The 12958-nt window shown below is 71.7% G+C and carries 11 protein-coding genes; 5 read left to right on the top strand and 6 right to left on the bottom strand.

All coding sequences use genetic code 11. The annotated features are described in order from the left end of the window. Positions 1-50 precede the first annotated feature (50 nt). Positions 51-1229: a serine hydrolase domain-containing protein gene (locus ACSMXV_RS18590; protein WP_473178992.1), complete on the top strand. Its 1179-nt coding sequence runs from the start codon at positions 51-53 to the stop codon at positions 1227-1229. A 77-nt stretch (positions 1230-1306) separates the two neighbouring features. Here the strand turns inward: ACSMXV_RS18590 and ACSMXV_RS18585 are convergent, their stop codons facing one another. The 6 genes from ACSMXV_RS18585 to ACSMXV_RS18560 form a co-directional block, all read right to left on the bottom strand. Beyond that, positions 1307-2152: a DMT family transporter gene (locus ACSMXV_RS18585; protein ID WP_473178684.1), complete on the bottom strand. Its 846-nt coding sequence runs from the start codon at positions 2150-2152 to the stop codon at positions 1307-1309. Then, entirely contained in the window at positions 2149-2661 is a 513-nt protein-coding gene (locus ACSMXV_RS18580) for a YbaK/EbsC family protein (protein WP_473178683.1), read from the bottom strand. The genes ACSMXV_RS18585 and ACSMXV_RS18580 overlap by 4 nt, the downstream gene beginning before the upstream one ends. Positions 2662-2937: 276 nt before the next feature. Beyond that, the gene (locus ACSMXV_RS18575; protein ID WP_473178682.1) at positions 2938-4602 is read right to left on the bottom strand and encodes a penicillin-binding transpeptidase domain-containing protein; all 1665 of its coding nucleotides are present in this window, start codon (positions 4600-4602) and stop codon (positions 2938-2940) included. Positions 4603-4739: 137 nt separating this feature from the next. Further along, the gene (locus tag ACSMXV_RS18570; protein ID WP_473178681.1) at positions 4740-6374 is read right to left on the bottom strand and encodes a penicillin-binding transpeptidase domain-containing protein; all 1635 of its coding nucleotides are present in this window, start codon (positions 6372-6374) and stop codon (positions 4740-4742) included. Positions 6375-6567: 193 nt separating this feature from the next. Next, positions 6568-6957: an arginase family protein gene (locus tag ACSMXV_RS18565; protein ID WP_473178680.1), complete on the bottom strand. Its 390-nt coding sequence runs from the start codon at positions 6955-6957 to the stop codon at positions 6568-6570. A gap of 93 nt (positions 6958-7050) precedes the next feature. Beyond that, positions 7051-8790, bottom strand: coding sequence for a dolichyl-phosphate-mannose--protein mannosyltransferase (locus tag ACSMXV_RS18560; RefSeq protein WP_473178679.1), 1740 nt, complete (start codon positions 8788-8790; stop codon positions 7051-7053). Positions 8791-8960: 170 nt separating this feature from the next. Between ACSMXV_RS18560 and rsmI the strand changes: the two genes are divergently transcribed. From rsmI to ACSMXV_RS18540, 4 genes are all read left to right on the top strand, one after another. Beyond that, positions 8961-9833 (top strand): 16S rRNA (cytidine(1402)-2'-O)-methyltransferase, encoded by an 873-nt coding sequence (gene rsmI / locus ACSMXV_RS18555; protein WP_473178678.1) that lies wholly within the window; start codon positions 8961-8963, stop codon positions 9831-9833. A gap of 223 nt (positions 9834-10056) precedes the next feature. Next, entirely contained in the window at positions 10057-10455 is a 399-nt protein-coding gene (locus ACSMXV_RS18550; protein WP_181660763.1) for a hypothetical protein, read from the top strand. Positions 10456-10584: 129 nt separating this feature from the next. After that, positions 10585-11463 carry a TatD family hydrolase gene (locus ACSMXV_RS18545; RefSeq protein ID WP_473178677.1) on the top strand — a complete coding sequence of 293 codons (879 nt, stop codon included), beginning with the start codon at positions 10585-10587 and terminating at the stop codon, positions 11461-11463. A gap of 134 nt (positions 11464-11597) precedes the next feature. Then, a complete protein-coding gene (locus ACSMXV_RS18540; RefSeq protein ID WP_473178676.1) occupies positions 11598-12821 on the top strand; it encodes a ubiquitin-like domain-containing protein in 1224 nt (407 codons plus the stop codon). The last annotated feature ends 137 nt before the right edge of the window (positions 12822-12958 follow it).

Here is a 12958-nt window from a genome sequence, read left to right as displayed (position 1 = left end):
CGCGAGACAGGAGGGCGGGCGTGGACGCGGAAGTGGGCGCCGACGTGGACGTGGACGTCAACGGCACGGTGGCGGAAGGCTTCGAACCGGTCAGGGACGCGTTCCTGCGCAACTTCGCCGACCGCGGTGAGCGCGGCGCCGGTGTCGTCGTGTACCGGGACGGACACCGGGTCGTCGATCTGTGGGGCGGCACGCGCGACGTGGACGGCTCCGGCGGACCGTGGGAGCCCGGCACCGCGCAGATCGTCCGCTCCGCGACCAAGGGGATAGCGGCTGCCGTGCTGCTGCTCCTGCACCAGCGCGGGCAGCTCGACCTGGACGCGCCGGTCGGCTCGTACTGGCCGGAGTTCAAGGCGAACGGCAAGGAACGGGCGCTCGTCCGGCACATCTTGGCGCACCGGGCCGGAGTGCCCGTCCTCGACCGCCCGTTGACGCCGGCCGAGGTCGCCGACCCCGACCTGGGCGCCGCGGCCGTCGCCGCGCAGGCCCCGGTGTGGGAGCCCGGCACGGACCACGGCTACCACGCGCAGACCTACAGCTGGCTCACCGCCGAACTGGTGCGGCGCGTCACCGGCAGCCGCGGAATCGGCGAGTGGATCGCGGACGAGATCGCCCGGCCGCTCGGACTCGACCTGTGGCTCGGGCTGCCGGACGCGCAGGCCCATCGGGTGGGCCGGGTCGGCCCCGTCGAGGCGCCGGCGGAGCCCGGTGGCTTCAGGTCGCGGCCGAAGCGGAGCGTCGCCGACGCATACGCGAACCCGGACTCGCTGACCCGCCGGGCCTTCGGCGCGATCAGTCCTGCCCCGGACGAGAACGACCCGGCGTACCGTGCGGCCGTGCTCCCCGGCTCCAACGGCATCGCGACCGCCGAGGCGCTTGCGCGCTTCTACGCCGCGCTGATCGGTGATGTCGAGGGCGGCGTACGGCTGTTCGCCCCGGAAACCGTCGCCCTCGCGTGTGCGGAGGAGTCCGCAGGACCCGACCGCACCCTCGTCGTCAACACCCGCTTCGGCCTCGGCTACATGCTCCACGGCACCGCCTCGCCGCTGCTCGGCCCCGGCTCCTTCGGCCACCCCGGCCGCGGCGGCTCCCTCGGCTTCGCCGACCCCGAGACGGGCACCGCCTTCGGATACGTCACCAACGGCATGCGGAAGGGCGTCACGGCGGACCCGCGGGCACAGGCGCTGGTGGGGGCGGTGCGGGCGGTGGTGGGGTCCTCCGCCGGCTGAGGACGGCCCGCAGGTGACCACGGGTGCGCGGTCCTCCGGATGAGGGCGGGCCGGACGTCGCGGTGACCGTCCGCCGCTCACCCCGCGCGCAGCATCAGCCCGATCCCGGCCACCATCAACCCGGCCGCCGCGATCCTCGGCGCCCCGAACCTCTCCTTGAAGAACAGGGCGCCGATCGCCGCGCCCACGATGATGCTGGACTCCCGCAGCGCCGCGATCGGCGCGAGTTCCGCGCGCGTCTGGGCCCACAGCACAAGCCCGTACGCCAGGACGGAGAGCACCGCGCCGAACAACCCCAGCGACGCGAACGGACGTAGCACAGCGAGGAGTTCGCCGCGCCAGCGCCAGGCGGCGTAGAGCGGGACGGGCAGGCCCTCCAGGGCCATCAGCCACGCGATGTAGCCGAGCGACGAGCCGGACGCCCGTACGCCCAGGCCGTCCACGACGGTGTACGCGGCGATGGACAGGCCCGTCGCGAGCGCCGCCCCGATCGCCGGCCACTCCGGACGGCGGCCGCGCAGCCCCCAGAGCGCGACGCCGGTCAGCCCGGCGCAGCACAGGGCGATGCCCGCCGCCTGCCAGGCTCCGGGTATCTCCTGGGCGAAGACGGCGGCCAGTACGGTCACCACGAGCGGCGCCGAGCCGCGCGCGATCGGGTACGCCTGGCCGAAGTCGCCGAGCCTGAACGACCTCATGAGCAGGGCGTAGTACACGACGTGCAGCACGACCGAGGCGATCAGATACGGCCAGGCGCCGGCCGCGGGCACGGGGACGAAGGGCACGGCGGCGAAGCCGATGAGCGACCCGCCGCCCGAGATCAGCGTGAAGCCGACCAGTTTGTCCGTGATGCGGTGGGCGATGGCGTTCCAGCTCGCGTGCGTGACGGCCGCCAGCAGTACGGCGGCCGCGACGGCCGACGTCACGCGTTCCGCTCGCGGATGTCCACCAGGGTGCCGCCCGCGTGGGCGATCAGCGACTCGGGGTCCATCGGGAAGACGGTGTGCGGGGTGCCCGCGGCCGCCCACACCAGGTCGTGCTCGAGCAGCGAACGGTCCGCGAGTACGCGGGTCTTCGTGCGGTGCCCGAAGGGCGGGACACCGCCGATCGCGTACCCCGTCGTCTCACGCACCACGTCCGCCTTGGCGCGGCCGACCTTCTCCGCGCCCAACTCGCGCCGTACCAGGTCCACGTCGACGCGGGACGCGCCGTCCATCAGCACCAGGACCGGGACGCCGTCGGCCGCGAAGATCAGCGACTTGCAGATCTGGCTGAGCTCGCAGCCGATCGCGGCGGCGGCCTCGGCGGCGGTACGCGTCGCGTCGGGGAAGCGGCGGATCCGGCCGGACAGCTCGTCCAGACCGAGCTCTCGGAGAGCCTCGGCGAAGCGGGGGTGGGCGGGGGAGACCTCGGCGGCCGTGTCGGAAGCGGTCATGAACGGCACGCTAGCGGTGGATGTATGTGACACGCGAACGAGTTCCGGCCACCGGACGTCAGCCGGCAGACGGCAGGCGTCAGCCATCGGACGTCTGCCGCCGGGCGTCGGTCATCGGACGCCAGCCGCCAGACGGCAGGCCGGACAATCAGCCATCGGACGTCAGCCACAGGACGTTAACCCGCCGCCGACATCAGCCCCCGGCGCCAGCCCCCAGCCCCGGCGCCAGCCCCCAGCCCCCGGCGCCAGCCCCAGGCCTCTGCGTCGGCTCCCGCGTCAGCCCCCCGCCCGCAGCAGCGCCGCCACCAGCGGACCCGCCGACTTGCCGCCCCGGCCGCCCTCCTGGATCACCGCCGCCGCGGCGAGGTCGCCGCGCCATGCCGTGAACCATCCGTTCGGCTGCTTCTGGCCGTCGACCTCCGCGGAGCCGGTCTTGCCGCCGATGTCCGGGCCGAGCCCGGCCATGGCCTCCGCGGCGGAGCCCGACGTCGCGGTGTAGTTCAGGAGTTCGTGCAGCTGCGCCTGAGCTGACGCGTCCAGCTTGCGCGGGGCGGTCGCGAGCGCCCGGTCGTCGACGTCCGGCGAGACCAGATACGGCTGCTGGAACACGCCCGTCTTGGCCGTGGAGATGACGGACGCGACGTTGAGCGGGTTCATCCGCACGCCGCCCTGCCCGATGAGCGACGCCGCCTTCGGTGCGTCGCTCTGCACCGGTACGGCGCCGTCGAAACTCGACACCCCGATCGACCAGTTCCCCAGCCCCAGCCCGAAGACCTGCTGGGTCTGCTTGGTGAGATCGTCGTTCTCCAGCTTCTCGGCCTGGGTGATGAAGGCCGTGTTGCAGGAGGCCGCGAAGCTCGAGCGGAACGTGCCGTTCTTGATCTCGAACTTCTCCACGTTCTGGAACTTCCACCCGCCGTACGACGCGTACTTGGGGCACGGATGCGGCTTGTCGATCGAGGCGAGGCCCTTCTCGAGCAGCAGCGACGCCGTCACGATCTTCATCGTGGAGCCGGGCGCCAGGGAACCCTGGAACGCCGTGTTGAAGCCGGAGTTCGAGTTGGCGACGGCGAGAATCTCGCCGGTGGAGGGCCTCATGACGACCACCGACGCCCGCTCCCGCTCGCCCACCTCGCGCTCGGCGGCGGCCTGCGCGGTCGCGCTGAGTGTGGTCTTCACCGTGCCGGGCGTGCCCTCGGACAGCGTCAGCAGCGTCTTGTCGGGCGTCTGCTCGCTCTTCTTCTTGCTCTCCTTGCGGACCACTCGCAGCTCGATCCCCGCCGTCCCCCCGGCCTTCTTGCCGTACTTCTCGCGCAGCCCGTCCAGGACGGTGCCGAGCGAGGGGTACTTCGCCGCGGTGAGCTCGGCGCCGTCGCGGTCCGTCGCCTTGATCGGCGGGTCCCCGGCCGCTCCCGTGACCAGCGTGTCGCCGTCCTTCAGGTCCGGGTGCACGACGGACGGCTGCCAGCCGATCAGCGCCTTGCCGTCCTTCGCCCGGCGGACGACGGTGAGCTCGGATTCGTAGGCGAGGGGCTTGCTCTTCCCCTTGTACGCGACCGTGGCGGCGACCTTGAACGTCACCGTGGCGTCGGACGCCTTCCCACGGGTCAGCGTCACGTCGTCGATGTAGGCGTCCTTGCGGTACCCGGTCAGCGCGGCCTGGGCCGCCGCCGTGTCGTCCGTGTACGCGGCGGCCTTCGCGGCGTCGCCCGACTGCCACGCGGTGAGGAACCCGTCCGTCGCGGCTTGGACCTCTGCGGCGGTCACCGGGCCCGTCTTGACCTTCTTCACGACGCTGCCTGCCGCGGTGTTCTCGCCCGCGGGCGAGTCGGACAGGAAGCTGTACGCGGTGAACCCCGCGCCGCCCACGATCAACGCAACCACCCCGCCGATCACGGCGGGGTGCGTTCTCTTGCGCGCGGCGCGCCTTCTGTTACCCACGAGTCCTCCGCTGCTCCTGGTCCCCCAAACTCCTCACCGAGGCACCCACACTAGGCCCTGTCGGCATACCCCCCTACTCCTGCCCGAAGGGTGGGCAAGAGGAGGGGGAAGCAAGGGTCGGCTGTCAGCCCTCGGCCTCAGCCGCCCGCCCGCAGGACGTCCGCCACGATCGGGCCTGCCGCATCGCCGCCGTGCCCGCCCTCCTGGGTGACGGCGGCCGCGGCGATGTCGCCCCGGTAACCGGTGAACCAGCTGTTGGACGTGGCCTGGCTGTCGACCTCGGCGGAGCCGGTCTTCGCGCCGTAGTCGGGACCGAGCCCGGACATGGCCTCGGCGGCGGTGCCGCTCGTGGCGGTGCGGCGCATCATCTCCCGCAGCTGATCGACGGTGTTCCGCTCCAGCCCGCGGGCGGTGGCGAGCTCCCGGTCGTCGAGCTCCTGGGGGACGATCACCGGCTGCCGGAAGGCGCCGGTAATGGCCGTCGCTGTGACCGAGGCCATGTTCAGCGGGCTCATCTGGACCTGGCCCTGGCCGATTGCGTTCGCCGCGCGGTCGGGGCCGGGGGAGGCGGGCACCGAGCCGTCGAACGACACGATCCCCGTCTTCCAGTTGTCCCGCCCGAGCCCGAACCGGTCCTGGGCCTCGCGGGTCAGCGACTCGTCCGTGAGCGGCTTCTCGTCGATGAGCTTCACGAAGGCGGTGTTGCAGGACCGCGCGAAGCTGTCGGCGAGCGTGGCGTTCTCGTTCGGTTCCAGGCCCTTGATGTTGCGGAAGGTCTGGCTCTGCCACACCGCGCTGGCGTCGCAAGGCGCCGCATCGTTCATCGAGGTGACGCCGTTGTCGATCAGCATCGCCGCGGTGATGATCTTCATCGTGGATGCGGGCGCCAGCTTCCCCTCGAACGCCGCGTTGAACTCGCCGAATCCGTGGTTGGCCACCGCGAGCACCTCGCCCGTGCTCGGCTTCACGGCGACCACCGACGACTTGGCGAACTTCTTCACGGCCTTCTCGGCCGCGGCCTGGACGCTCGCGCTGAGCGTCGTCTGCAGCTTGCCGGGCGTGCCCTTGTCGAGCGTCAGCAGCGTCTCGTCCGGCACGTCGGCGCTCTGGTGCCGCACGGCCAGCTCGATGCCGGGTGTGCCGCCCGCCTCGTCGCCGTACCGCTTGCGCAGCTGCTCGATGATCGGGCCCAGCGAGGGGTACTTCTTCTCACTCAGCACGGCGCCGCCCCGGTCCACCGCCTCGATCGGCGGCGCCGACGCCTCGCCCGTGACGAGCGTGTCGCCCTCCTCCAGGTCCGGGTGGACGACGGACGGCTGCCAGTCGACGAGGGGCCGACCCGTGGTGCTGCCGCGGACGACGGTCAGTTCCGTCTCGTACGACAAGGGTTTGGTCTTCCCCTCGTACGAGACGGTGGCCTCGACCGAGAACGGCACCTTGGCGCCGCTCGCCGTGCCCGGCGTGATCTTCACCTTGGTGAGGTGCGCGTCCTCGCGGTACCCCGTGAGCGCTTTCTGCGCGGCGCCGTCCTCGTTGTTCGTGAGGGCCGCGGCCCCCTCCGCGTCCCCCTTCTCCCACGCCGCGAAGAACTTCTGCGTGGTGTCCCGGATCTCGTCACGGGTGAGCGGCCCGGTCTTCACCGCACCTGGCTCCTCCGCGGACGTGTTCCCCCCGGTGATCGCACTCACCAGGTTGTACGCGCCGTAACCCGCGCCCCCGACCATGACGGCGAAAACCCCGCCGACCAGGGCAGCCTTTGCCCCGTTGCGCATGCTGCGCTCCCCTCCCCTTGCCCTGGTGACCGTCGGACAGACGTTCACAAGGGCGATCCCGAGTCAGCACTGTAGGCGGAGGGAGTGACATGTGAGACCGGATGGACCGATGGCGTCCGAAAGGAGATCAATGTCCTGCGGGTCGTCGGCCTGTTCAGCGCCTTCTTCTGAGCCGGTCCGCTCGCGGGGCTGATCAGGGTTGGGCGAGGGCGGTCTGGAGGAGGTCGGCGAGGAGGGCCGCGCAGGAGCCGTCGGGGTCGAGATCCGGGTCGTAGATGGTGAGATTGAAGCCGACGCAGCGTTCCGATCGCGCCAAGGTCCGCAGCAGCGGGGCGAGTTCACCGGGCAGGAGTCCACCGGGGTCGGGACTGTCGACCGCGGGCATGACGGAGGGGTTCAGCACGTCGGCGTCCAAGTGCAGCCAGAAACCCTCGATCCCGGGCACTTCAAGGCTGCGTACCACCGCACGCGCCACGTTCTCGGCGCCCTGCTTCCGGATCTCTCCACGACGACTCCGCCCTCGTATGCCCCGAGCCGCTGCAGCAGCCGCTGCTCGCGCAGCGCGCCCGCCAGCTTGTAGCACCCGGGCACGGTGCCTTCGGCCGGCGGCCGAAGGCCGAGGTTGGACGGGGCGTCGATGACGACGATGCGGCGCATCCGGCCATTCTGGCCGCGGCTAGACCCAGGTATCCAGCCACATTCGCGCCCGCCATGAGCCGATCGGGATCGCCTGGCCGGTGTAGATCGGCCAGAAGTAGATGAAGTTCCAGGCGATGAGCAGGACGAGCACGCCGGAGGCCGCGGCGCCCACGACCCGCCGTCGTTCCGATGATCCCGGCGGCCCGAGAATCGCCCCGATCATCATCGCCACGGCCAGACACAGGAACGGCACGAAGACGACGGCGTAGAAGAGGAAGATCGTCCGTTCCTGGTACATGAACCACGGCAGATAGCCGGCCACGACGCCGCACGCGATGGCGCCCGCGCGCCAGTCGCGCCGGAAGAACCAGCGCCACAGCACGTACAGGATCGCGAAGCAGGCCGCCCACCACAGCACCGGTGTGCCGAGCGCGAGGACCTCGCGGGCGCACTTCTCGCCCGCGTCGGTGGGGCAGCCGTCCTTGCCGGCCGGCGGGTCCTCGTAGAAGTACGAGACGGGGCGGCCGAGGACGATCCAGCTCCACGGGTTCGACTGGTACGTGTGCGGCGAGGAGAGGCCGACGTGGAACTGGTACACCTCGTGCTCGTAGTGCCACATGCTGCGCAGCCAGTCCGGCAGCCAGGTGAAGCTGCCGCCCTTGCCGTCTGTCACGGCCCAGTTGCGGAAGTACCCGCCGGAGCCGTCCTCCGGCGAGAGGATCCAGCCCAGCCAGGACAGCACGTACGTCGCCACGGCCACCGGCACGGTCGACAGGAACGCCCAGCCCAGATCCCGCCTGAGCACCGCGACGTACGGCCGCTCGGCGCCCGCGACCCGGCGTGCGGCCACGTCCCACCACACGGCCATCAGCGCGAAAGCGGCCAGGACGTAGAGGCCGTTCCACTTCGTGGCGAACGCCAGCCCCAGGCACACCCCGGCCGCCAGGCGCCAGGGCCGCCAGCCGTGCCGCAGGGACTCGGCGATCCCGGCATCGGGGCGCGCGATCCCGTCGGGGCCCACGGGCAGTGCGGCGGCGAGCCGCGCCCGTGCCCTGTCCCGGTCGACGACGAGGCAGCCGAAGGCCGCCAGCACGAAGAACATCAGCACCAGGTCGAGCAGCGCGGTGCGGCTCATCACGAAGTGCAGGCCGTCCACGGCCATCAGGGCACCCGCGAGGCACCCCAGGAACGTGGAGCGGAACAGCCGCCGTCCGATCCGGCACAGCAGCAGCACGGACAGCGTGCCGAGCACAGCCGTCATGAACCGCCAGCCGAACGGGGTGAACCCGAACAGCCACTCGCCGATCCCGATGACGTACTTGCCGACCGGCGGATGGACCACATACGCCGCGTCCGAGGGCAGTGTGACCGTGTCGCCGTTCTGCAGGATCTGGTCGTTGGCCGCCTTGGGCCAGTTGACCTCGAACCCGCGGTGGATGAGCGCCCACGCGTCCTTGGCGTAGTACGTCTCGTCGAATATCACGGCCTTCGGGCTGCCGAGGTTCCAGAACCGCATCAGGCCCGCGACGAGCGTGACGAGCAGCGGGCCCAGCCAGCCCGACCAGCGCACCAGCACGTCGGCGAGGCTCTTGGGCACTCCGAGCGCCGCCCACAGCCGGGGGCTGGGCCGGGTGTAGGGAGGCACGAGCCGGTCGCGGACGTCGGTCGCGGTCCGCGGTGCGTAGCCGAATCGGCGCAGCCGCAGTTGCCACGACGGCGGTCGCTGTTCGGTGGCCTGGCCCTGCCGGGTGTCCGTGGAGGACGCGGTACTGGTCACCGCGCCATCGTAGGGAACGCTTCTGTGCGAGTCCCGTGAGACGGGCCTCTTCCGGCCTGACCGGGTCGGCCGGGGCCCTCCCCGCAGGATCCTGACCGGCCGGGCCGGGGCCGTCCCCGCACGGCCTGCCTGACGGTTCGGCCCTGCCCCGCCCCTGCGAGGATGGACCGGTGACAGAAACCAGCCCCCACGGCACTCTCGTACTCGCCGGCACCCCCATCGGGGACGTGGCCGACGCGCCGCCCCGCCTCGCCGAGGAGCTGGCCTCCGCGGACGTCGTCGCGGCCGAGGACACCCGGCGGCTGCGGCGGCTCACCCAGGCGCTCGGCGTGCAGCCGGCCGGGCGGATCGTGTCGTACTTCGAGGGCAACGAGTCGGCGCGCACCCCCGAGCTCGTCGAGGCCCTGGTGGGCGGGGCGCGGGTGCTGCTGGTGACCGACGCGGGGATGCCGTCCGTGTCCGACCCCGGATACCGGCTGGTCGCGGCCGCCGTCGAGAAGGACATCAGGGTCACCGCGGTGCCGGGCCCCTCCGCCGTGCTCACCGCGCTCGCGCTGTCCGGGCTGCCCGTCGACCGGTTCTGCTTCGAGGGCTTCCTGCCGCGCAAGGCGGGCGAGCGGCTGTCACGGCTCCGGGAGGTCGCCGAGGAGCGCAGGACCCTCGTCTACTTCGAGGCGCCGCACCGGCTCGACGACACCCTCGCCGCCATGGCGGAGGCGTTCGGCGCGGACCGCCGCGCCGCCGTGTGCCGCGAGCTCACCAAGACGTACGAGGAGGTCAGGCGCGGCCCGCTGGGCGAGCTCGCCGCATGGGCCGCCGAGGGCGTACGCGGTGAGATCACCGTCGTCGTCGAGGGCGCACCCGAGAAGGGTGCGGAGGAACTCGACGCCGATGAGCTGGTGCGCAGGGTGCGGGTCCGCGAGGAGGCGGGGGAGCGGCGCAAGGAGGCGATCGCCGCCGTCGCGGCCGAGGCGGGGCTGCCCAAACGCGAGGTATTCGATGCCGTGGTCGCGGCAAAGAACGCGGATCGACGGACCTCATGAACGGGCAAAGGACCAGGCTGAAGGGCAAAGCGCACACCGCGCACCAGGCCCTTTCCCCATGGAACCGCCAAAACAGCTCCAACACTTGACAGGTCTCGTGCGCTCGCCCCGGGAAAGGCGTGCACTGGGTTGAGGGACGCACCCGTCCCCCACCTCCGGCAGCGCGGAACGCGCCGCACCGGAAGTGCCGGAACGACTTGTCCAGCGGACAAGAGGAGCTGGCATGAGTGAGATCGCAGGGACCGGCCACCACCCCACGGCGACGCCCGTCATTCACGAGTCGTACTCGTTCGCCTGTATGCGCTGCGGACACGGCTGGGAGCAGTCCTACGTCATCGAGCACCACTTCGACGCCGACGGCACCGAGTTCATGATGTACACGGTGGACGGACAGCGGGTTCCCTCGCCGCTGACCAGCCCCACCTGCCTGAACTGCGGTGGACACGTCGTCCGGATCATGCGGGCGGGCCAGGTGTCCTCGGTGCTGGACATGATGCGCAAGCACCACGTCCCGCAGCAGCCGGATCCCAGCGAGGAGGGGGCCCAGGAGAAGGCCGCCCACAAGGAGCACCACTGGCACCTCTCCGATCTGCTGCACGCGTTTCACCGCAAGGCCGGGTGACGGACCGGTGCGGGGCGGCGGGGGCGCGACCATGACCCAGGCGGCGTGAGACGCCTCGCGGCCCAGGCGGCGTGAGGCCCTCGCGGCCCTCTTCGCAGTCCCCGCGGTCCTCTTCGTAGGATCGGGGACATGCCTTCGAAAGCCGCCGCAGACGCCGCACCACCGCTCCCGGAGCCGCTCCGGGTGCCCGTCGCGGACTCGCACACCCATCTCGACATGCAGTCCGGCACGGTCGAGGAGGGCCTTGCCAAGGCCGCGTCGGTGGGCGTGACCACGGTCGTCCAGGTCGGCTGCGACATCCGCGGCTCACGGTGGGCGGCCGAGACGGCGGCCGCGTACGAGAACGTGTGGGCGACGGTGGCCCTGCATCCGAACGAGGCGCCCCGCATCGTCCTCGGGGACCCCGACGGATGGTCCAGGCAGGGCGCCCGGCAGGCGGGCGGCGACGCGGCCCTCGACGACGCGCTCGCCGAGATCGACCGGCTCGCCGCGCTCCCCCAGGTCAAGGGCGTCGGCGAGACCGGCCTCGACTACTTCCGCACCGGCCCCGAGGGCAAGGAAGCGCAGGAGAAGTCCTTCCGCGCCCACATCGAGATGGCAAAGCGGCACGGCAAGGTCCTCGTCATCCACGACCGCGACGCCCACGACGACGTGCTGCGGATCCTCAAGGAGGAGGGTGCGCCCGAGCGCACCGTCTTCCACTGCTACTCCGGCGATGCGGAAATGGCCCGGATCTGCGCCGAGAACGGCTATTTCATGTCGTTCGCCGGCAACGTCACCTTCAAGAACGCCCAGCCCCTCCGCGACGCCCTCGCCGTCGCCCCGCTGGAGCTGGTGCTCGTGGAGACCGACGCCCCCTATCTGACCCCCGCCCCGTACCGCGGACGGCCCAATGCGCCGTATCTGATTCCGATCACTTTGCGCGCCATGGCGGATGTGAAGGGCGTCTCCGAGGACGCCCTGGCGACGGCCGTATCCGCCAATACTGCCCGCGCGTTCGGCTACTGACGGACGGTCCGACGGTCTCGTCCCCCCGGCCCGTTCCCATGGATCGTGCCCGCGACACCGCGTATCCGCCTTGCTTTGGAGAGTGACGATGCTCGGTTAGGTTCTGACCCCGATCAGGACCCCTGGAGCGTCGCGTGAGCAATTCGCAGGACGAGACGTACGAAACGGCGGGGGGATACGCCGATACCGCAGCCCGGTGCGGCCCACGGCCCGGCGGGCGCGTGGCGGCGCGGCAGGCCGCGCGCCACAGGAAGGCCGCCGAGCGGCACGACACACTGCGCCGCATCGTGCCGCAGGCGCTGGTCGTGGTCTTACTCGCGGGCGGCACCACCGCGTTCGTCGCCGACGACAAGGTGGTCCACCTCACCGTCGACGGCAGACCGCGCACCCTGCACACCTTCGCCGACAGCGTCGGCGAGCTGCTCTCCGACGAAGGGCTGGACGTCGGCGAGCACGACATCGTGGCGCCCGCACCCACCACCGCGCTGGCCGGCCGCGACGAGGTCGTCGTCCGCTTCGGCCGGCAGATGCACCTCACCCTCGACGGCCGGCGACGCAGCCTCTGGACGACGGCAAGGACCGTCGACGAAGCCCTGCGGCAGCTCCGGGTGCGGGCGGAGGGCGCCTATCTGTCCGTCTCCCGCTCCCAGCGGATCGGCCGGTACGGGCTGCGGCTCGACGTCCGCACCGAACGTACGGTCACGATCATGGCGGACGGACGGGAGCGGACCATCCGTACGAACGCGGCCACGGTCCGCGAGGCCGTCGACGAGGCCGGGATCCGGATGGGCGCCCAGGACACCACGTCCGCGGTGCCACGCAGCTTTCCGTACGAGGGCCAGACGATCACGGTCATGCGCGTCATCGCCGGCAAGGAGGTGCGCGAGGAACCCATCCCGTTCGACGTGCAGAAGACCTCGGACCCCTCGCTGTTCCGCGGTACGGAGGTCGTGGTGCGGGCCGGGCGGCAGGGCACGCGGCGGGTCACGTACGCCCTGCGCACCGTCGACGGCGTCAAGCAGCGGCCCCGGCCCGTCAGGTCCGAGGTGCTGCGGGAGCCCGAGACGCAGCTGGTGAAGACCGGCACGAAGCCGCTGCCCGGGTCCGTCGCGGGCGCCGAGGGTCTCGACTGGGGCGCGCTCGCGCAGTGCGAGTCGGGCGGCCGTCCCCGCGCGATGGATCCCTCGGGGACGTACGGGGGCCTCTACCAGTTCGACCGCCGCACCTGGCGCTCGGTCGGCGGCATGGGGCGTCCCCAGGACGCCTCGCCGGCGGAACAGACGTACCGGGCCAAGAAGCTGTACGTGCGCCGGGGCGCCGCACCATGGCCGCATTGCGGCCGCCGGCTGTACAGGTAGGCGCGGTCCCGTTGTGGGCAGGCGTTCCGCCACCCGTTGTGGGCAGGCGTTCCGCAGGGCTGGGGGCACCTCCCGGACGGAGTCTGGGGGAGGGTGGGCACAACACCACGACACGACGGTGGGCGCCGTAGGTGCTG

Source organism: Streptomyces sp. DSM 42067, assembly GCF_055792885.1.
This window is presented reverse-complemented; position numbering and strand designations above follow the sequence as displayed.

What these genes read in the sequence shown, in the direction of transcription:
- ACSMXV_RS18570 (WP_473178681.1), bottom strand. Translation starts at nt 6,374, where the DNA reads ATGCGCAACGGGGCAAAGGCTGCCCTGGTCGGCGGGGTTTTCGCCGTC.
- ACSMXV_RS18580 (WP_473178683.1), bottom strand. Translation starts at nt 2,661, where the DNA reads ATGACCGCTTCCGACACGGCCGCCGAGGTCTCCCCCGCCCACCCCCGC.
- ACSMXV_RS18550 (WP_181660763.1), top strand. Translation starts at nt 10,057, where the DNA reads ATGAGTGAGATCGCAGGGACCGGCCACCACCCCACGGCGACGCCCGTC.
- ACSMXV_RS18545 (WP_473178677.1), top strand. Translation starts at nt 10,585, where the DNA reads ATGCCTTCGAAAGCCGCCGCAGACGCCGCACCACCGCTCCCGGAGCCG.